At 58.6% G+C, this 20,074-nt stretch carries 21 protein-coding genes and 1 tRNA gene; 12 read left to right on the top strand and 10 right to left on the bottom strand.

All coding sequences use genetic code 11. The features are described from left to right. Positions 1-92: 92 nt before the first annotated feature. Genes C7964_RS10835 through C7964_RS10820 form a run of 4 tightly spaced genes read right to left on the bottom strand, consistent with a single transcriptional unit; the run spans position 93 to position 2,716 of the window. Positions 93-1,118: a MaoC family dehydratase gene (locus C7964_RS10835; RefSeq protein ID WP_110279687.1), complete on the bottom strand. Its 1,026-nt coding sequence runs from the start codon at positions 1,116-1,118 to the stop codon at positions 93-95. After that, the gene (locus tag C7964_RS10830) at positions 1,115-1,318 is read right to left on the bottom strand and encodes a DUF1737 domain-containing protein (protein WP_055293782.1); all 204 of its coding nucleotides are present in this window, start codon (positions 1,316-1,318) and stop codon (positions 1,115-1,117) included. Before C7964_RS10830 ends, C7964_RS10835 begins: the two co-directional genes overlap by 4 nt. Before the next feature lie 4 nt (positions 1,319-1,322). Continuing rightward, positions 1,323-1,877, bottom strand: coding sequence for an NnrU family protein (locus C7964_RS10825; RefSeq protein WP_110279686.1), 555 nt, complete (start codon positions 1,875-1,877; stop codon positions 1,323-1,325). Next, positions 1,874-2,716: an HpcH/HpaI aldolase/citrate lyase family protein gene (locus C7964_RS10820; protein WP_110279685.1), complete on the bottom strand. Its 843-nt coding sequence runs from the start codon at positions 2,714-2,716 to the stop codon at positions 1,874-1,876. Before C7964_RS10820 ends, C7964_RS10825 begins: the two co-directional genes overlap by 4 nt. A gap of 184 nt (positions 2,717-2,900) precedes the next feature. Here C7964_RS10820 and C7964_RS10815 point away from each other — a divergent pair, with 184 nt between their 5' ends. After that, on the top strand, positions 2,901-3,212 hold the full coding sequence (locus C7964_RS10815; protein ID WP_055293776.1) for a hypothetical protein: 312 nt from the start codon (positions 2,901-2,903) through the stop codon (positions 3,210-3,212). Positions 3,213-3,228: 16 nt separating this feature from the next. On the opposite strand, the gene C7964_RS10810 is transcribed toward C7964_RS10815, so the two are convergent. Then, positions 3,229-3,984 carry a sulfite exporter TauE/SafE family protein gene (locus C7964_RS10810; RefSeq protein ID WP_110279684.1) on the bottom strand — a complete coding sequence of 252 codons (756 nt, stop codon included), beginning with the start codon at positions 3,982-3,984 and terminating at the stop codon, positions 3,229-3,231. Positions 3,985-4,144: 160 nt separating this feature from the next. On the opposite strand from C7964_RS10810, the gene mdh reads away from it, so the two are divergent. After that, positions 4,145-5,107, top strand: a complete 963-nt coding sequence (gene mdh / locus C7964_RS10805; protein ID WP_110279683.1) for a malate dehydrogenase — start codon at positions 4,145-4,147, stop codon at positions 5,105-5,107. Positions 5,108-5,157: 50 nt separating this feature from the next. Here the strand turns inward: mdh and C7964_RS10800 are convergent, their stop codons facing one another. Beyond that, positions 5,158-6,165: a glycosyltransferase family protein gene (locus tag C7964_RS10800; RefSeq protein WP_220000173.1), complete on the bottom strand. Its 1,008-nt coding sequence runs from the start codon at positions 6,163-6,165 to the stop codon at positions 5,158-5,160. A 204-nt stretch (positions 6,166-6,369) separates the two neighbouring features. Here C7964_RS10800 and sucC point away from each other — a divergent pair, with 204 nt between their 5' ends. The 8 genes from sucC (at position 6,370) to C7964_RS10760 (ending at position 16,255) form a co-directional block, all read left to right on the top strand. Further along, positions 6,370-7,563 (top strand): ADP-forming succinate--CoA ligase subunit beta, encoded by a 1,194-nt coding sequence (sucC, locus tag C7964_RS10795; protein ID WP_110279681.1) that lies wholly within the window; start codon positions 6,370-6,372, stop codon positions 7,561-7,563. 54 nt (positions 7,564-7,617) lie between these two features. After that, the gene (gene sucD, locus C7964_RS10790; protein WP_110279680.1) at positions 7,618-8,502 is read left to right on the top strand and encodes a succinate--CoA ligase subunit alpha; all 885 of its coding nucleotides are present in this window, start codon (positions 7,618-7,620) and stop codon (positions 8,500-8,502) included. 101 nt (positions 8,503-8,603) lie between these two features. Then, the gene (locus C7964_RS10785) at positions 8,604-11,561 is read left to right on the top strand and encodes a 2-oxoglutarate dehydrogenase E1 component (protein ID WP_110279679.1); all 2,958 of its coding nucleotides are present in this window, start codon (positions 8,604-8,606) and stop codon (positions 11,559-11,561) included. After that, positions 11,561-12,757, top strand: a complete 1,197-nt coding sequence (odhB, locus tag C7964_RS10780; RefSeq protein WP_110279678.1) for a 2-oxoglutarate dehydrogenase complex dihydrolipoyllysine-residue succinyltransferase — start codon at positions 11,561-11,563, stop codon at positions 12,755-12,757. The genes C7964_RS10785 and odhB overlap by 1 nt, the downstream gene beginning before the upstream one ends. Positions 12,758-12,831: 74 nt before the next feature. Further along, complete coding sequence (locus C7964_RS10775) at positions 12,832-13,218, top strand: MAPEG family protein (protein ID WP_110279677.1); 387 nt, start codon at positions 12,832-12,834, stop codon at positions 13,216-13,218. Between the two features lie 104 nt (positions 13,219-13,322). Beyond that, the gene (locus C7964_RS10770) at positions 13,323-13,733 is read left to right on the top strand and encodes an MAPEG family protein (RefSeq protein WP_110279676.1); all 411 of its coding nucleotides are present in this window, start codon (positions 13,323-13,325) and stop codon (positions 13,731-13,733) included. 63 nt (positions 13,734-13,796) lie between these two features. Further along, positions 13,797-15,185 (top strand): dihydrolipoyl dehydrogenase, encoded by a 1,389-nt coding sequence (lpdA, locus tag C7964_RS10765; protein WP_110279675.1) that lies wholly within the window; start codon positions 13,797-13,799, stop codon positions 15,183-15,185. Positions 15,186-15,418: 233 nt separating this feature from the next. Next, entirely contained in the window at positions 15,419-16,255 is an 837-nt protein-coding gene (locus C7964_RS10760; RefSeq protein ID WP_110279674.1) for a tellurite resistance TerB family protein, read from the top strand. Here the strand turns inward: C7964_RS10760 and C7964_RS10755 are convergent. Both C7964_RS10755 and C7964_RS10750 read right to left on the bottom strand, forming a co-directional pair. Beyond that, positions 16,252-16,902: a GntR family transcriptional regulator gene (locus C7964_RS10755; RefSeq protein ID WP_110279673.1), complete on the bottom strand. Its 651-nt coding sequence runs from the start codon at positions 16,900-16,902 to the stop codon at positions 16,252-16,254. The two genes, C7964_RS10760 and C7964_RS10755, sit on opposite strands and share 4 nt — an antisense overlap. A 31-nt stretch (positions 16,903-16,933) precedes the next feature. Continuing rightward, positions 16,934-17,623: a M48 family metallopeptidase gene (locus C7964_RS10750; protein ID WP_110280233.1), complete on the bottom strand. Its 690-nt coding sequence runs from the start codon at positions 17,621-17,623 to the stop codon at positions 16,934-16,936. A 110-nt stretch (positions 17,624-17,733) separates the two neighbouring features. Between C7964_RS10750 and C7964_RS10745 the strand changes: the two genes are divergently transcribed. Together C7964_RS10745 and C7964_RS10740 are read left to right on the top strand one after the other, a co-directional pair. Further along, the gene (locus C7964_RS10745; protein ID WP_110279672.1) at positions 17,734-18,057 is read left to right on the top strand and encodes a TIGR02300 family protein; all 324 of its coding nucleotides are present in this window, start codon (positions 17,734-17,736) and stop codon (positions 18,055-18,057) included. A gap of 83 nt (positions 18,058-18,140) precedes the next feature. Continuing rightward, positions 18,141-18,216: transfer RNA gene (locus C7964_RS10740), tRNA-Ala, on the top strand. A gap of 72 nt (positions 18,217-18,288) precedes the next feature. Here the strand turns inward: C7964_RS10740 and C7964_RS10735 are convergent. Both C7964_RS10735 and C7964_RS10730 read right to left on the bottom strand, forming a co-directional pair. Beyond that, a complete protein-coding gene (locus C7964_RS10735; protein ID WP_146214851.1) occupies positions 18,289-18,789 on the bottom strand; it encodes a hypothetical protein in 501 nt (166 codons plus the stop codon). A 176-nt stretch (positions 18,790-18,965) separates the two neighbouring features. Continuing rightward, complete coding sequence (locus tag C7964_RS10730; protein ID WP_110279670.1) at positions 18,966-19,982, bottom strand: LacI family DNA-binding transcriptional regulator; 1,017 nt, start codon at positions 19,980-19,982, stop codon at positions 18,966-18,968. Positions 19,983-20,074 lie beyond the last annotated feature (92 nt).

The following is a 20,074-nucleotide window of genomic DNA, read 5'->3' as shown; positions in this document are numbered from 1 at the left end:
GCGCATTGCCACCTTTTTTGCATTTGTGATCACACGTTTCTAAACTGTGATCACAAATGTCGTTCCGGGCTCAAACGAGAGGTTAGCCCGCGTCACACCGGCATCAATGCCCAGTAATCCAGATCAAGCAGCACATCCGCGTGATACTTGCCATCATCCCCGCGCAGCACACCTGCGGTACCCTTGGTCGCCACCAACCGCAGGCGGATCGCACCGACACCCGGCGCATCCGTTTCGGCAACATCCAACACTTCGGACCACGCGCGCACCGTGACACCGGCAAAACAGGGGTTCGCATGCGCGCCCCCGTTCAACGCGACAATCATCTGCGCATTAGCCAGCCCATTGAACGACAGCGCCCGCGCGAGCGAAATCACATGCCCGCCGTAAATCAGCCGCTTGCCGTCGGCGCGGTTGGTTGCATCAAAATGCACCTTGGCGGTGTTCTGCCACAGACGGGTGGCCAGCATATGCTCGGCCTCTTCAATTGTGACACCATCGACATGGTCAATCACTTCGCCCACAGCATAATCGCGCAAGCGATGTGGCTCACCGGCCAAGGTGAAATCGTAATCCTCGAAGGTCAGCCCCTGAGGGACCACCAGATCACCAACAGCGACAGCCTCCGCCAGATCAGGAATCACCGTCTCGGGCGCTTCCCCCTCGCCCCGCTTGCGCACCATCACCCAGCGCACATAGCTCAGCACTTCCTCGCCGCGCTGGTTGCGCCCCGAGGTGCGCACCCAGACCACACCGGATTTCCCGTTCGAGTTCTGTTTGACGCCAATCACCTCGCTCTGCGACACCAGCGTATCACCGGCATAAACAGGCCGCAGCCAGCGCCCCTCGGCGTAACCCAGATTTGCCACCGCATTCAGCGATACATCGGGCACAGTCTTGCCAAAAACCGTGTGAAACGTGATCAGATCATCGACAGGCGACGCAGGCAAACCGCAGGCACGCGCGAATTCATCCGAGGAATAAAGCGCACCACGGACGGGATAGAGCGCGTGATAAAGCGCGCGCTCTCCGCCAGAGACTGTGCGGGGCACAGCGTGGGTAATCACATCACCCACGGCGTAATCCTCAAAGAAACGGCCTGCGTTCGTCTTGGTCATTGCTTCCCTAACTTCATGTCCGGCGAATAGGGCGTGTCGATCTCTTTCGTCACGGCCTGCCCGCAGCGCATGACGCCATTCGCGTGGTCATAGGCATAGGTCGGATCGCCATAAAGCTCCCACCCCTTGGACAAAGCCTCGGACACTTTGTGGCAGAACGCCGAGGTGTCATCCTCAGTCAACAAACGATAGATTTTCACCTGCTTACCCCCAGGGTGTGACGCCAAGCGCGTAGTGGATACCCATCACCACGACCGTGACGACAATAGTCACGACGACGGCGACGATTTCTTTCTTGAACGGTGCACGTGCGGGGCGCTGCCATGGCCCTTCCTGCGCATTGATCAGCAGGATTTCCACGATCGCCCAGGCCAGCAATCCGCCGAACAGGATAAATGATGCCGTATCGCCATTCACCAGCAAATGCGCGACGGCCCAGATCGAGAAACCGGTCAGTTGCGGATGCCGCACTTTGGTGCCCAGCCAGATTTTCGCGCCCTTCGCAGCACTGGCGGCGTAGAAATAGAAGGCCACGATCATCAGCAGGTTGTTGATACCCACCCACATCGGGCTGCGTCCCCAATACACCGCGCCATCCGCCGCGCGGTAGCCCAGCACCATTAAAACGACGCTCAGCAGTATGGCGACAGCCATTACCGGATAGCCCGCGCCGCCCAGCGCGGCCCGCGCCCCCGGTGCAAGCCGTTTGAATAAATGTGCTGCCCACCAAAGGGCAACGCCAGCGATTAGTAGTGTCATGCCGTCTCCAATGCAGCGATAGCCTCAGCTTTCGCCAACGTCGCGCGCGCCGTGACGATATGCAAGTTCTCAACGATGCGCCCGTCCACAACAGCCACACCCTGCCCTTCGGCCTCGGCTTCTTCAAAGGCCGCAATCTGGCGGCGGGCCAGATCAATCTCGGCCTCGGTCGGGCCAAAGGCGGCATTGGCAATCGCCACCTGCGCGGGGTGGATCAGGGTCTTGCCATCAAATCCCATATCACGGCCCTCTTCGCATTCGGCGCGCAAACCGTCCTCGTCCTTGAAGGCATTATAGACACCGTCCAACGCCACAATCCCCGCAGCCTTGGCCGCCAGCAGGCAATGCTGCAAGGCCATCGTCAGCGCCGCACGGGTCCGCGAATTCAGATCCTTCGCCAGATCATTCGTCCCCAGCACAAAGCCCGCCATCCGTGGATGCTTGGCAATGCTTGCAGCATTCAAGACGCCCTCGGGCGTTTCCATCATCGCCCAGATCGTCAGGTCAGGCACCAGCGCCGCCAGCGCGTCGACATCAGCAGGACCGTTCACCTTGGGCAGCAGGATCGCGTCACAATCCATCGCCGCAACCGCAGCAGCATCGGCCGCACCCCATTCCGTATCGAGCCCGTTGATCCGCACGATTTTCAAACGCGGACCATAGCCGCCATCCGCAAGGGCAGCGTAAAGCGTATCCCGCGCCGCGACCTTGGCATCAGGCGAGACCGCGTCTTCCAGATCAAACAGGATCACATCCACCGGCAACCCCCGCGCCTTCTCCAGGGCCCGATCCTTGGATCCGGGGATATAGAGGGCGGAGCGGTAAGGGCGGCTATGCATCGAATCTTCCTCGCAATAATGTTGCGCGGAAAAGGCCAGAAACTAACTAATCATTCAAGTCTAAATTGCCGCAACGCAGCGACCGGCCCCATCGTTACGGTGTGTTAACCAATTCTGCGCATGCTCCCCTGACACTTGGTCCTATGACGGATCACCGTGATCCGCTTTGCACAAGGGGAACCAAATGAAACCGATCTTATTCCTGATGTCCTTCGGGATCGCGGCCATGATGCTGGCGGCACAACAGGCCCATGCCCAAGGCAACTGCGCCGACCATGCCACGGTCGTCGAACGCTTGGGCGAACGCTATGGCGAAAGCCGCCAATCCATCGGGCTCACCAGCGATAATTCCGTGGTGGAAGTCTTTGCATCCATGGACACAGGCTCTTGGACCATCACTATCACCCGCCCAGGCGGGCTGACATGTCTCGCCGCCGCAGGACAGGCCTACCAATACGTGAACGAACCTCTGGCGAATTTCGACAGCCAAAGCTGAGAACCAGTGGTCCGGCTTAGCTCAAAGCAATCCAGATAAGCCGGACACCTGTCAAAAGCAGCAAGACATACGTCAGCCCAAAGAACAAACGCTCCGGTATCCAGTAGTGGGCCTTTACGCCCAGCCACGCACCAATCAGGGCGAATGGTGCCAGCAAAAGGCTTCCCATCATGGTGTCCCAGCTGAAGATGCCCAGAAACGCATAGGGCACCGCCTTCATCCAGTTCACCGCCCAAAAGACAACCACCGTGGTCGCTTGAAACGTGGTCTTGCTCAGGCCCTGTGACAGCAAAAACACCGCAGACGGCGGGCCACCCGCATGGCTGATAAAGCTGGTGAACCCGCTGACCATGCCCGCGATCCATGCAAAAGGCGCAGAAAACGGCATGATCGGGATCTTGAGCCACCCCAAGGCCCGCGCCCATTGAAAGGCAACAAACGCCAGACAGATCGCCCCGATCAACAACCGGAACACATCCGCATCCACCGAGGCATAAAGCCATGCCGCGATGATGCACCCCGGCACCGCCCCGATCATCAATCCCTTGGCGGACGGCCAATGCCACTTGCCCCAATAGGGTTTGAGCGTCGCGGCATCCACGAGCATAAAGAGCGGCAAAACAATCCCCAACGCAGCCCCCGGCGGGACCACGAGCGCCAGAATCGCACCGCCCACAAAGGCCGCACCCGACCCAAAACCGGCCTTGGACATGCCGCCAAAGATGATTGCGGGGATGCCCACCACAAAAAATTGCCATCCGAATTCAATCACGTAAGCAGTCCAAAATATCCATCATTCCAGCATCGTTAGCGCCAACCAAACCGCTTGGCTACTGTGCTGAGGGTGATGCCGCGATGCAGCACTCTTGCGCGCGCGGCTGCAAAGCCTTACCCAAAGCGCCGAAAGCCAAATCACCAAAGGACTTGTTTCAATGGCCAGACCCAAGATTGCCCTCATCGGCGCCGGACAGATCGGCGGCACGCTCGCGCACCTCGCAGCTGTCAAAGAACTCGGCGATGTTGTTCTCTTCGATATCGCAGAGGGCATCCCTCAAGGTAAGGCGCTTGATATCGCCGAGAGCGGCCCTGCCGCGAAATTCGACGGCAGCTTCAAAGGCGCTAACAGCTATGAAGACATCGCAGGCGCAGACGTTTGCATCGTCACCGCAGGTGTCGCCCGCAAGCCAGGCATGTCCCGCGATGACCTGCTGGGCATCAACCTCAAAGTCATGAAATCCGTGGGCGAAGGCATCGCTGCCCACGCGCCGAACGCCTTCGTCATCTGCATCACAAACCCGCTGGACGCGATGGTCTGGGCACTGCGCGAATTCTCCGGCCTGCCCCACCACATGGTCTGCGGCATGGCTGGTGTGCTTGATAGCGCCCGTTTCCGTCACTTCCTTGCCGAGGAATTCAACGTCTCGATGCGCGACGTGACAGCCTTCGTTCTGGGCGGACATGGCGACACGATGGTGCCGCTGACACGCTATTCCACAGTTGCCGGCATCCCTCTGCCCGATCTGGTCGACATGGGCTGGACAACACAAGACAAACTCGACGCGATCGTGCAGCGCACACGCGACGGCGGTGCCGAAATCGTTGGCCTGCTGAAAACCGGCTCTGCCTTCTACGCGCCCGCCACCTCCGCAATCGAAATGGCCGAGGCCTTCCTGAAAGACCAAAAGCGTCTGCTGCCATGTGCCGCCCATGTTGATGGCGCATACGGCCTGAACGGGTTCTACGTTGGTGTCCCCACCATCATCGGTGCAGGCGGCATCGAGCGCGTGGTTGAGATCAAGATGAACAAGGAAGAGCAGGCGATGTTCGACAAATCCGTCGACGCCGTCAAAGGCCTTGTCGAAGCCTGCATCGGGATCGACGACAGCCTCGCATAAGCGCGCTGCACATCAGCAATGCAAAGGGCTGCCCCACGGGGCGGCCCTTTTTATTTCTGCAGATAGTCGGTCACATGGGTCTTGTTGGTCGCCAGCCAGTCATCAATGGCCTGCGGGCTTGCATCTGCCACCTGTCCTGCAAAATACCTTGCCACCACAGGCGCCGGATCAAAGGCGCGGTCGTCCCAAAGCCCGCGCTCGACCAATGCCTTGATGGTTGGTGCATCAACAGATTTCAGACGGTGATAAAGACCGTCTGCCAACTCCGGTGCCGCCATCAACGCCTCTGCCTGCCGCCGCCGGTGAGCTGACGGTGGCATCCCGTCATCTTCGTTCAGCGCCTGTATCATCCGCGACAGTTTGTAGAACCAGTAGTGTGGCGTCAGCCCTTCGAAATGCAAAAGCTCCAGTACCTCGTTAGTCGCGCGCGTACTGACAACCTCTTGGCCTGCCTTGGGCCGTCTTGGACGGTGGATCGACATATGCAGCCCCCGCCCCGTCCGCACAAAAGCCTTGCCCTGCGCATGCCCCGTCAGCCCCCGGTTGGTCATCGTGAAATCCGCACCAAAGATCGCAGCCCCCCGCTTGGCGGGTCCCTGAAACGGACGCCGGAACGCACCATCAAAGATGCCCGCACCGATCTTGCCCATCGGGTGGACACGTTCTGCGACGCCCAGAATGAAACATTCGGTCTCGGCCTCAATTCCGGCCAGGATATCCGCCACAGGCATGGCCGCGCGCAGATACTCATCCGCGTCACAATGCAAAATCCAATCCGCCGCTGTGCGCTGATAGGCATCCTGCGCATTGCGCACCTGCCGGATCTCATGGCGATGCGGGCGCGGCTTTCCAAAGCGCTGCCAATGCGCTGCATCACATGCCACGACCGTCACCTGCGGCAAATGGGTTAAATCAACCGATCCCGCCGCAGACGGGCGGTCAAGATACAAAAACACCTGCGCCGCCCCAAGCGACAGGTGCCAGGCCACAAAGGCCTGCAACAACGCAGGAGGTTCATCAACGGTCGCAACGACGGCCCATGAGGGTGTTTCTGTCAACATCGGCACTTTGCTATCATAGTCACGAATCTTTCAAAACGGATTAAACGGACACAATCTGAGCGTGACTTGCCTTTTGTGATCACAGATTTTTTTACTGTGATCACAAATGTTCGATTTTCCCCTGGTTTCGGATTTTTCGCTTATATAGCGCGGTTTTTCCATGTTTAGGTGCCGCAACCGAAGCCAAATTGGAATTGTCTTATGAACATTCACGAATACCAGGCCAAAGCCTTGCTGCGCAGCTATGGCGCGCCCGTCTCTGATGGCCGCCCCGTCACCCGCGCCGAGGACGCCAAAACCGCAGCAGGCGAACTTGATGGCCCTCTGTGGGTTGTCAAAGCCCAGATCCACGCCGGTGGCCGCGGCAAAGGCAAATTCAAAGAGGCTGATGCCGGCGAGGCCGGCGGCGTGCGTCTGGCCAAATCGGTCGAAGAGGCCGCACAGGAAGCCAAGAAGATGCTGGGCCGCACCTTGGTCACGCACCAGACCGGCCCTGCAGGCAAGCAGGTCAACCGCATCTACATCGAAGACGGCTCCGGCATCGAGACAGAAATGTACCTCGCCCTGCTGGTCGACCGCGCGACAAGCCGCATCGGCTTTGTCGTGTCGACCGAGGGCGGCATGGACATCGAAGAAGTGGCCGAAAACACGCCCGAGAAAATCCTCAACTTCACCGTTGATCCGGCCACCGGCTACCAGCCGTTCCACGGCCGCCGCGTTGCTTTCGCACTGGGGCTGAAAGGCAACCAGATCAAGCAGTGCGTCGCGCTGATGGGCAACCTCTACCGCGCCTTCACCGAAAAAGACATGGAGATGCTGGAAATCAACCCGCTGATCGTCACAGACGGCGGTGATCTCAAGGTGCTCGACGCCAAGGTCGCTTTCGACGGCAACGCCATTTACCGCCACGCCGATATCGCCGCCCTGCGCGACGAAACCGAAGAAGACCCCAAGGAACTGGCAGCCTCGAAATTCGACCTGAACTATATCGCCCTCGACGGCGAAATCGGCTGCATGGTCAACGGTGCAGGTCTTGCCATGGCGACAATGGACATCATCAAACTCTACGGTGCCGAACCTGCCAACTTCCTCGACGTAGGCGGCGGCGCAACGAAAGAGAAGGTGACCGAGGCCTTCAAGATCATCACCTCCGACCCCAACGTCAAAGGGATTCTTGTGAACATCTTCGGCGGCATCATGCGCTGTGATGTCATCGCAGAGGGCGTGATCGCGGCTGTGAAAGAGGTTGGCCTGCAGGTGCCGCTTGTTGTGCGCCTTGAGGGGACGAATGTGGAAAAAGGCAAAGAGATCATCCAGAACTCCGGCCTTGATGTGATCGCAGCAGACGACCTGAAAGATGGCGCGCAGAAGATCGTGAAAGCCGTCAAAGGGTAATCCCGCAGGGTGGGTGCAACCCACGCGATGCAAAGATTTTAAGGAGCCACCAACATGGCCATTCTCGTAAACGAAAACACCAAAGTGATCTGTCAGGGCCTTACCGGTTCACAGGGCACATTCCACTCCGAGCAAGCGATTGCCTACGGCACCAAAATGGTCGGCGGCGTGACCCCCGGCAAAGGCGGTCAGACGCACCTCGACCTGCCGATCTTCAACTCGGTGCACGAAGCCAAACATGTGACCGAGGCCAATGCCTCTGTCATCTACGTGCCGCCGCCTTTCGCAGCGGACTCAATCCTTGAGGCCATCGACGCCGAAATGGAACTGATCATCTGCATCACCGAAGGCATCCCTGTCCTCGACATGATGCGCGTCAAGCGCGCGCTCGAAGGCTCCAAATCCCGCCTGATCGGGCCAAACTGCCCGGGCGTCATCACGCCAGATGCCTGCAAGATCGGCATCATGCCCGGCCACATCCACAAGCGCGGCTCGGTCGGCGTTGTCTCCCGTTCCGGTACCCTGACATATGAGGCTGTGAAACAGACATCCGACAGCGGTCTGGGCCAGTCCACCGCCGTGGGTATCGGCGGCGACCCGATCAAAGGGACCGAGCACATCGACGTGCTGGATATGTTCCTTGATGACGATGAGACACATTCGATCATCATGATCGGCGAAATCGGCGGGTCCGCCGAGGAAGAGGCCGCCGAATTCCTGACCCAGCAGAAGAAAAAGGGCCGCTGGAAGCCAACAGCCGGTTTCATCGCAGGCCGCACCGCCCCTCCGGGCCGCCGCATGGGCCACGCCGGTGCGATTGTCGCAGGCGGCAAAGGTGACGCGGAAAGCAAGATCGAAGCGATGAAGTCCGCAGGTATCATCGTAGCCGACAGCCCAGCGACACTGGGTGAAGCTGTGCTGGAAGCGATCGGCAAATAAAACGCGAGGTCCCGGATCAGGTCCGGGACCTCAGCCCATATCCAACGTAGTCCCGGACCCGATCCGGGACCTCATCATCGGCAACCCACTGAGGTCAACTTATGAACGACCAATCCCCCAACGACGTTTTCCACGCTTCTTCATTCCTGCAAGGCCATAACGCAGAGTATGTCGAACAGCTTTACGCCCGCTACGCCGACAATCCCGGTGCTGTCGATGAAAGCTGGCAGGCGTTCTTCCGGTCCTTGGGTGACACCCCTGCCGATGCCAAAGCAGAGGCGGCAGGCCCCTCTTGGGCGCGTACTGACTGGCCACCTGTGCCTTCCGATGACCTGACCGCAGCCCTCGATGGGCAGTGGCCAGCTGAGCCCGAAGCGGCGGGCAAGAAAATCAAGGAAAAAGCCGCTGAAAAAGGCGTGACGCTGGACGAAAATCAGGTCCGCAACGCGGTGCTTGATAGTATCCGCGCGCTGATGATCATCCGCGCCTACCGAATTCGCGGCCACCTGATTGCAGACCTCGATCCACTGGGCATGCGCGAGAATATTCCGCACCCCGAGCTGGACCCGAAATCCTACGGCTTTACCGCCGCCGACATGGACCGCCCGATCTTTATCGACAACGTGCTTGGCCTCGAAGTCGCGACCATGAATGAGATCATGGCGATCGTGCAGCGCACCTATTGCGGCACATTCGCGCTGCAATACATGCACATCTCCAACCCCGAAGAGGCCGGTTGGCTCAAAGAGCGGATTGAAGGCTACGGCAAGGAAATCGCCTTCACAAAGGAAGGGCGCAAAGCGATCCTGAACAGCCTTGTGCAGGCCGAGGGTTTCGAAAAATTCCTCCACGTCAAATACATGGGCACCAAGCGTTTCGGCCTTGATGGCGGCGAAAGCCTGATCCCTGCGATGGAGCAGATCATCAAACGCGGTGGTCAGTTGGGTCTTGAGGATATCGTCATCGGGATGCCGCACCGTGGCCGTTTGTCGGTGCTCGCCAACGTGATGCAAAAACCCTACCGCGCGATCTTCAACGAATTTCAGGGCGGGTCGTTCAAGCCCGAAGACGTGGACGGCTCGGGCGACGTGAAATACCACCTTGGTGCCTCATCCGACCGCGCCTTTGATGATAACTCAGTCCACCTGTCGCTGACGGCCAACCCCTCGCACCTTGAGGCGGTGAACCCTGTTGTTCTGGGCAAGGTCCGCGCCAAGCAGGATCAGAAAAACGACAAGAACCGTACCAAGGTTATGGCTGTGTTGTTGCACGGCGATGCTGCCTTTGCGGGCCAAGGCGTTGTGGCCGAAGGCTTTGGCCTGTCCGGTCTCAAAGGTCACAGGACCGGCGGCACCATGCATATCGTGGTGAACAACCAGATCGGCTTTACCACAGCACCACATTTCAGCCGCTCCTCCCCTTACCCGACCGATATTGCACTGATGGTTGAGGCGCCTATCTTCCACGTCAACGGCGACGACCCCGAGGCTGTGGTCCACGCAGCCCGCGTCGCGACCGAATTCCGCCAGAAGTTCCACAAGGACGTGGTGCTGGATATTATCTGCTACCGCCGCTTTGGTCACAACGAAGGCGACGAGCCGATGTTCACCAATCCGGTGATGTACAAAAAGATCAAAAAGCAAAAGACCACACTGACGCTCTACACCGAGCGTCTGGTGCGCGACGGGCTAATCCCCGAAGGCGAAATCGAGGATATGAAGGCGGCGTTCCAGGCCTATCTGAACGAGGAATTCGAAGCCGGCAAAACCTACAAACCCAACAAGGCCGACTGGCTGGACGGCAAGTGGTCACATCTGGACCGCAACAAGGACGACTATCAGCGCGGTGCAACCGCCATCGAGGAAAAGACCTTCGCGGATATCGGCAAAGCGCTGACCAAAGCGCCCGCGAATTTCCCGTTGCACAAAACTGTTGCGCGCCTGCTCGAGGCCAAGGCTACCATGTTCGAAACCGGCGAGGGCATCGACTGGGCAACCGGCGAGGCACTGGCTTTTGGGTCGCTCCTGACCGAAGGCTATCCTGTGCGCCTTTCGGGGCAGGACAGTACACGCGGGACATTCAGCCAGCGGCATTCCGGCCTGATCAATCAGGACAACGAAGAGCGCTACTACCCGCTCAACCATATCCGCGAGGGCCAGGCCAATTACGAAGTCATCGATTCGATGCTGTCGGAATATGCGGTTCTGGGTTTCGAGTACGGCTATTCGCTGGCGGAGCCCAATGCGCTGACCTTGTGGGAAGCACAGTTCGGCGATTTCGCCAATGGCGCGCAGATCATGTTCGACCAGTTCATCAGCTCGGGCGAAAGCAAATGGCTGCGCATGTCGGGCCTCGTCTGTCTGCTGCCACACGGGTACGAAGGGCAAGGGCCGGAACACTCCAGCGCGCGTCTGGAACGGTTCCTGACCATGTGTGGCGGCGACAACTGGATCGTGGCCAACTGCACGACACCTGCGAACTACTTCCACCTGCTGCGCCGGCAGTTGCACCGCACCTACCGCAAACCGCTCATTCTGATGACACCCAAGTCGCTTTTGCGGCACAAACTGGCCGTGTCCAAGAAAGAGGAGTTCACGACAGGGTCCAGCTTCCACCGCGTGCTCTGGGATGATGCCCAGCAGGGGAATTCCGACACCAAACTGGTGGCGGATGACAAGATCAAACGGGTCGTGATGTGTTCGGGCAAGGTCTATTACGACCTGCTGGAAGAGCGTGACGCGCGCGGGATCGACGATATTTATATCCTGCGGTTCGAGCAATTCTATCCGTTCCCTGCGCAATCGGCGATGAAGGAACTCGAACGGTTCAAGAATGCCGAAATGGTCTGGTGTCAGGAAGAACCGCGCAATCAGGGCGCATGGGCGTTCATGGAACCCAATATCGAATGGGTGCTGACACGGTCCAAAGCGAAACACACACGGCCTGTCTATGTCGGGCGCGCCGCCGCCGCCTCGCCTGCAACAGGTCTGGCCAGCAAACACAAAGCAGAACAAACAGCGCTCGTGAATGATGCGTTGACCATCGAAGGAACAAAGTAATGAGCACCGAAGTCCGCGTCCCTACCCTTGGCGAATCCGTGACAGAGGCCACCGTCGCCACATGGTTCAAGCAGCCCGGTGATGCCGTGGCCGTTGACGAAATGCTCTGCGAGCTGGAAACCGATAAGGTGACCGTCGAGGTGCCTAGCCCTGTCGCTGGCACCCTGTCCGAGATCGTCGCCGCCGAAGGCGAGACTGTCGGCGTTGACGCGCTGCTGGCGCAGATCAGCGAAGGCGACGCTGCGCCGGCCCCGAAAGCCGCCAAAAGCGAAGAGGCCCCCAAGGCCGAAGAGCAGCCCGCCCCTGCGGCAGCAAAAGACGTTGAGGATGCGCCATCGGCCAAAAAGCTGATGGCCGAGAATAACCTCTCTGACGTGCAAGGCACCGGCAAGGACGGCCGCGTAATGAAAGAGGACGTGCTCAACGCGCTCTCATCCGCCGCGCCCGCGCCGTCTTCGAGCCCGGCGCCGCGCGCGCCTGTCGCTGCCGCACAGGCCGACCGCGAAGAGCGGGTGAAAATGACCCGTCTGCGCCAGACCATCGCCAAGCGTCTGAAAGACAGCCAGAACACCGCTGCCATGCTGACCACCTACAACGAGGTCGACATGACCGAGGTGATGGCGCTCCGGAACGAATACAAAGACCTTTTCCTGAAAAAGCACGGCGTGAAACTGGGCTTCATGTCCTTCTTCACCAAGGCCTGTGTGCACGCTTTGCGCGAAGTGCCCGAAGTGAACGCCGAAATCGACGGCACCGACATCGTCTACAAAAACTACGTCAACATGGGCATCGCCGCGGGCACACCTACGGGCCTTGTCGTGCCGGTGATCAACGACGCCGACCAGATGTCCTTTGCCGCCATCGAGAAAGCGATTGCCGAAATGGGCGCCAAAGCCCGCGACGGCAAGTTGAGCATGGCTGAAATGCAGGGCGGCACCTTCACCATCTCCAACGGCGGCGTCTACGGCTCGCTGATGTCCTCGCCCATCCTGAACCCCCCGCAGTCCGGTATCCTCGGAATGCACAAAATCCAGGACCGCCCGATGGCGATTGGCGGGCAGGTCGTAATCCGTCCGATGATGTATCTGGCATTGTCCTATGACCACCGGATTGTTGACGGCAAAGGCGCTGTGACCTTCCTTGTGCGGGTGAAAGAGGCGCTCGAGGATCCGCGTCGGTTGTTGATGGATTTGTGATGGTTCGCGTGGGTTTCACCCACCCTACGTGGGGTAGGTGAAACCCATGCACCAAAAATGCGAAAGGAAACCCCATGACACCTGAACTGCAATACCTCGTCTACGGCGTCATTCTCCTCGTTGTGCATGTCCTCGTGCAGGCCACGTTCAGCGACCTGAGCAAAGGGATCGGTTGGGCGCTGGGACCGCAGGACGAAAACCGCGACCAGAGTGTTGTGGCCGCCCGCATCCAGCGCGCCTTGCGCAACTATCTGGAAACCTTGCCGGCCTTCATCGCACTGGCACTGACGCTCGCCGTGACCGAGATGGGCACCGCCACCTCCGCCCTTGGTGCCGCAATCTGGTTCTGGGCGCGTGTCGCCTATATTCCTGCATATGCCTCAGGCATTCCGCTGGTGCGTTCGGTCGCCTTTTTTGCATCACTTGCAGGATTGGCCATGATGATCCTGCCGCTGTTCTGACGCAATGAACCGCAGCCAGAGGAACGCAGCCCCGGACCTGATCCGGGGCCTCCCCCGCAAAACAAACCAGAGGTCCCGGGTCACGCCCGGGACGGCGTGACACCATGACCCCCGAACTCACCGTTCTCGCGCTCGCAGCCCTCCTGCAAGGTGTGCAGTTCGCGCTGATGGCGATCCCTGCCAATCTCGAACTTGGCCCCGGCAAAACCATGTCACCACGGGATGCGAGCCGCCTGGGCAAACCCCTGGTCGAACAGGTGAGCGATAAGACCGCACGCCTGTTCCGTGCCCTCAATAACCACTTCGAAGGTCTGATCCTGTTCACGATCGCCGTCGTCGTAATCACCCTTGGCGACAAAGGCACCGGATTTTCCGCCATTTGTGCATGGACCTACCTCGCGGCACGCGTCCTCTATGTCCCCGCCTATTACTTCGGCCTGACACCGTGGCGGTCAATAATTTGGTTTGTGGGGTTCACCTCAACCATGCTGATGATAGTGTCAGCCCTGATATGACAATTTGTATGTACAGGTTGTGTACGCGGTGTGTACGCCCTGTGACACCCTAAAGGAGACCCCATGTCCAGCTATGACGTCATCGTAATCGGCGCCGGTCCCGGCGGCTATGTTTGTGCAATTCGCTGCGCCCAACTGGGTATGAAAGTGGCCTGTGTCGAGGGCCGCGAAACGCTGGGCGGGACTTGCCTGAACGTGGGCTGCATTCCCTCCAAGGCCATGCTGCACGCGACGCATATGCTGCATGAAGCCGAGCATAATTTCGCGACCATGGGCCTGAAAGGCAAAGCGCCTTCGGTCGATTGGAAACAGATGCTGTCCTATAAGGCCGACACGATTGCACAAAACACCGGCGGCATCGAATTTCTGTTCAAAAAGAACAAGGTAGACTGGCTCAAAGGCTGGGGCACAATCCCAGAAGCGGGCAAAGTCAAAGTGGGTGACGAGGTTTACGAGGCCAAACATATTGTCATCGCCTCCGGCTCCGAGGCCGCATCGCTGCCGGGCGTTGAGGTTGATGAAAAGACCGTCGTGACCTCCACCGGTGCGCTGGAACTGGGCAAGATCCCGAAGAAACTGGTCGTGATCGGCGCCGGTGTGATCGGGCTTGAGCTCGGGTCTGTTTATGCCCGTTTGGGCGCCGAGGTCGAGGTGATCGAATTCCTCGATGCCATCACCCCCGGCATGGACAAGGAAATCGCACGCCAGTTCCAGAAAATGCTTACGAAACAGGGGCTTAAATTCACCCTTGGTGCGGCTGTGCAAGGTGTCGAAGTCAAGAACAACAAGGCCACCGTCACCTATAAACTGCGCAAGGACGACAGCGAACACACGCTTTCCGCCGATACGGTGCTGGTCGCCACAGGCCGCAAACCCTACACCAAGGGGCTGGGTCTGGAAGAGCTGGGCGTTGAGATGTCCGAGCGCGGCCAGATCAAGACCGACGGCAAATATGCGACCAATGTCGCGGGCATTTATGCCATCGGCGATACCATCGCAGGGCCGATGCTGGCCCATAAAGCCGAAGACGAAGGCATGGCCGTCGCCGAAGGTATCGCCGGTCAGCATCCGCATGTGAACTACGGCGTGATCCCCGGCGTGATCTACACCCACCCCGAGGTGGCAAATGTGGGCGAGACCGAAGAAACCCTGAAAGAACAAGGGCGTAAATACAAGGTCGGCAAGTTCCCCTTCATGGGCAACGCCCGCGCCAAGGCAAATTTCGCAGGCGACGGTTTTGTCAAAATCCTCGTGGATGCAACGACCGACCGCGTGCTTGGCGCGCATATTATCGGTCCGATGGCGGGTGACCTGATCCACGAAATCTGCGTTGCCATGGAATTCGGTGCCGCCGCCGAGGATCTCGCGCGGACCTGCCATGCCCACCCCACCTACTCCGAGGCCGTCCGCGAAGCCGCCCTCGCATGCGGCGACGGCGCGATACACGCGTAGATTTTTCAGGCTGGACCGGCCATTGTCGCCGGTCCATGCCACGTCTTGTCCGAATTCAGGGCGGTTTTTATACAAGCAATTTCAGCGGCACCAAGGGAACACTTGCTGCAAAAACAGCACATTGGGCGCTCAATTACTTGCTTTCTAGGGTCTTTCAGGCAGATAACCGAGACAACAGCGGCCGCCCTCTGCCTTTATTGCGGCGACGTTTATAGTGAGTCCGAGATATTTGCATGATGCGTTTCATAGTTGCCATCTTCTTGAGTTTGCTGGTCGCTGGGCCAGCGCAGGCTTGGACAGCCAACTCTGGGTTTTTCTCGGGTTTGGAATATGTTGCGGACACGGAGATTGACGCTCCCAATGGCACATCCCTGTCGCTCTGCTATGAAACCAAAGATATCCGGATTTTGGGCTACACGGTTTCCAGCAATATCCTTGGATATGTTCTGTCCAGAGACCGCTGCACAGGACAGATCGAACGGCCCTTCAGCCCGCAGCAAATGGAAACCGCGCAGTCATTGAACCTGATTGACGCCGGCCTGCCTTCTGTGGCGCGCAACAGCCTACAACGGACCATTCAGAACTATGGTCTCTGGGTTGCAATCAGCCTTGCCCTCATTGCTGTCATCTGGCGGCGCATGAAATCACTGCTCGGTCTCGACCCTACCGCACCGATGCGCAAAAAAGCGACACAGCGCATCCTGACGGCAATGTGCTATGTCGGCAAATGCGACGGGATTGTTGCATCGAATGAAATTGCGCTGATCACCAAAGCAGCAAGCCGTCTGACACGGACCAATATTCCGTCCACAGAGGTTATTCGCATCACCGACCATATTGACCTGAACCTCACACCGCAGGACTTCATCGACTTCGGGAAGGGTCTGCGCGATTCAGAGAAAGACGTCATGATGCGCGGTGCGTTCTTTGTGGCGCTTTCAAGCGGGCGGATCATTCCAAGCGAATACGCATTTATCACCAATCTGTCCTATGGGATCGGCATGCCCGGCGAGGATTTCCGGCGGGTGATGAACCTCGCGCTTGAAGATCTCGATATCTACGGGACCTAACCCTTCAGCATCCGCAAACCTTGGGTCGAATCGGCGCGCACAGCCAAGCGCAAACCCGGCTCGTCACCGGCCTTCAGGGCTGCAAGGATCAGTTTGTGATGTGCAGGAGGATCGGTGCGGTTCAGCCGCCCGTAAAGCGACCGCATGGTTGGTCCTAATTGCAGCCAAACAGTCTCTGTCATCGCCAACATCGCAGGCGCCTGGGCGCGCAGATAAAGCGTGCGGTGGAATTCGAGGTTCAGGCGGATATAGCCCGTCGCATCATGGCGTGCGATTATCTGGTGAAAGCCCTGATTGATAGTCTCAAGCCGTTCGATCAGCGCAAAATGCGCCCGCGGCAAAGCGCGCGACGCAAGCTCAGCTTCAAGCAAGGCGCGCAAGGTGGCCAGCTCTTCAATCCGCTCGTTCGAAAGCTCCGGTGTCGAGACACGGCCCGACGACGACAGGAACAACGCACCTTCGGCAACCAAGCGGCGCACGGCCTCGCGCGCAGGTGTCATAGAAACATCATAGCTTTTGCCGATACCCCGCAGCGTCAGGGCCTCACCCGGTGCAATTTCTCCGTGCATGATCCGCGCCCGCAACGCGCGATACACCCGTTCATGTGCGGCGGTTGTATTATCCTGGGGGCGTGGCTGGATCATCATGGGCCTTTTGTGATCACGAAAGGCAGATTGGTCAATCGTCGAAAACAATGCGGTGCAGCTTGTCACCCTCATCACGCAGCCACTGGCGATGTTGAGCATAATCAGGGCAGAGCTGTACGACAACAGACCAGAACGCCGGTTGATGGTTCATTTCAACCAGATGGGCGACCTCATGCGCCACCACATAATCAAGCACAGCAGGCGGCGCCATTATCAGCCGCCACGAATACATCAATGCCCCTGTGCTTGAACAAGACCCCCAGCGTGACCGTGTGTCGCGGATCGACAGCCGCGTATAGGATTTACCCACTTGCTGCGCATAGCGGTCCGAGGCATGCGCAAGCGCATCGCGCGCGGCATGGCGCAACAGGGCCTTGGTCTGCGCCGCAGCAGATGCGCTTGTTGTGACCTCGATGCGATCCTCAAGGATACGCGCGCGCTTGCCGGCACTCACAATAATGGGCATTGCCACCCCGCGGAAAGGCACAGTCTGGCCAACTTGGGCCGCCATCGCGGGGCGCATATCCGCAAGGTGTCCGCGCAGCCAGGGTTCTTTGGCGCGCAAGAAAGCGATTCCCTCACGCTCGGGCGCAAAACGTGGCAACGTCAGCGTCACACGGCCATCCAGACGCGAAACACGCAACGACAGGCGCTTGGCGCGTACAGAACGGCGCAAAACCACCTCGATCGGGGGGTTGCCTTTCAGGGTGTGACGGCCCATATCCACCTTCTTGGTTTTCAAGTGCCAAAGGCTTTGACACAGCCCCTCGCTTATGGCAGTTGGCACCGATCACCCGCAAGGGAAGACAGAGATTTTTGAAGGGATAGCCTATGCCTAAGGAAGAGTGGGGCACAAAGCGCCTTTGCCCCGAAACCGGCAAACGCTTTTACGACCTGAACGCGACGCCAATCATCAGCCCCTATACGGGCAATGAAGTGACGATCGACACGTCCAAGACCCGTACAATGGTCGCGGATGCAGAGGACGCACAAACCGCCAAGATGAAGGACATCGAAGAAGACGATGATCTGGTTCTTGATGACGACGATGATGAAGACGTCGATCTCGGTGACGATGTTCTGGAAGACGATGATGACGACGATACCGTCTCTCTCGACGAACTCGCCGACGTCACAACGAACGACGACGATTAAAATGACTGAACCGGGCGCGATTTTCTCTTGATCTCGCCCGGATCGCTGCATAGACAGCGGCAATCAGCGCAAGCTGATAAGTTGGGGCCTTAGCTCAGTTGGGAGAGCGCTTGCATGGCATGCAAGAGGTCAGGGGTTCGACTCCCCTAGGCTCCACCAAATTTCCTGATATCGCATATTCCGGCGGCGCCAAGCGACGAGCCATCAAGGCGTGCATGCTTAGCAGGAAGCCTAGCGTGGACGTTCGCGATTCCTGCAGCTTGCCTTACGAAGCTGGCTTGGGCTGCGGGGCGTGATCTTGCACGGTTGTGCCGCGCCCTCTGGCTGCACATCTGGGGCGTTCTTGCTGACCACGGCCGCGATGAAAGCCGCTACATCGAATTCGGTTTCCTGTGCCGCGCGTGCGAGCGCCTTTTTCAGAGCGCGATTTGACAATGCAGCCGTCAGTTGCGCTGCCAGCGCCCGTCGCAAGACCTTGTCGCAAGGTGCTTCTGCGTCCTCGACCTGCGGCACTTCGGCATCTGAGAGTTCGAATCCGGCCTCTTCAAGGAAAAGCCGCACAATCGGCGGCGCAGATGTCACAGCATCTGTTGTCGTTGGATCCCGGAAAAAAGCGACGACTTTGTTTGAACGCGCGTGGCCCTGGCTTGTAATGCCTTTTCCGCCGCCTGCCTGCACGGATACACTATCCGCAGAGTACATCTGGAAATCATAACGCAACACGGTTTTCACCAACAACACTTAACAACTCGGGAAAGAGTATCAAATCCAATGTTCTTGGGCAAAGTAATTGTCCGCCTACGACGATTTTCTTGTCTAAAATTGTCGGTATTGCCGTCATTGTTGCGGGATCGCATGACAATTCGGGGCAGCTCGTCAAAATCCAAGCAACAATCTCCGCCTATTGCTTAAAGCGGGCCGAGCGTATCCCGAAAAACCAGCCGGGTCTGAAGCTCAATCGGTGTCAAAGCGATGCCATCCCGCAGGTGGTTTACCAGAACCTCCCCTGCCTTTCGGCCCATTTCACGGTGCGGCACATGCACCGTTGTCAGTGCCGGATAAACCACCTGGGCCAGTTCGATATCATCGAACCCGATGATCGAGACATCACCCGGAACCGCAATCCCGCGCTCTCTTGCCCGTCTGAGCGCACCGACAGCCAAAACATCGTTTCCGCAAAAAACCGCAGTCGGCCTTGGCTCGTGGGCCATAAGCTGATCAAAGGCTGCTGCACCTTCGTTGATCCCATATTTCGTTTCCACGAAACAAAGGGTGTCACTGTCCAGTCCGGCCGCGGTCATCGCCTGTCTGATCCCGTCGCATCGTGCTGCCGCCCTGTCATTCTGCGCCGTTTCTGCCGAAATCAGCGCCAGCCGCCGGTGCCCCATCCCGATCACTTTTTCGGCCATCGCCTGCATTGCCGCGCTGTTGTTAAAGCCCACCGAAGGCCGTGTCGCTTGGGGGTCAAATGCCCATGTCAAAAGGACCGGCACGTCCTGCGCATCCAAAAATTCGTAGATTGCCGGATCTCGGTGATATCCGATCAGCAAGAGCGCATCAGCCCCCCGCGCGACAAGTGACCTGATCTGCTCTTCCTCGGTATCCGGCTGATAGGCCGTGCTGGCAACCAGCATCGTAAATCCGTTGCGACGCAATTCTTCCTGAAAGGCCTGAAGCCCGCGCGCGAAGATCGCGTTTTCCATTGTCGGAATAATGGCACCGATTGTATTGGTGCGCCTTGCTGCCATCGCGCGCGCACCGAAATTGGGTGAATAGCCCAATTCTGCAATTGCGACGTTCACTTTGTCACGCGTTACCTCGGCCACCTGATCGGGGAAATTGATTGCCCGCGAGACTGTGGCAGTCGACACACCCGCACGGCTGGCCACGTCCTGCAAAGTGGGTATTGGTCGTTGGGATGTCATGCGCGCTCCGGTTGGGTCTGGCGTTCAACATAGCGTCAAACCCGGCGCCGACATAGGGGACTTTTGCGAAAAATGTAAGGGCTTGCATTAAG

Source organism: Loktanella sp. PT4BL (genome assembly GCF_003201935.1).
GTDB lineage: Bacteria > Pseudomonadota > Alphaproteobacteria > Rhodobacterales > Rhodobacteraceae > Yoonia.
Note: the sequence above shows the minus strand (reverse complement) of the source record. Positions and strands in the feature narration are given on the sequence as shown.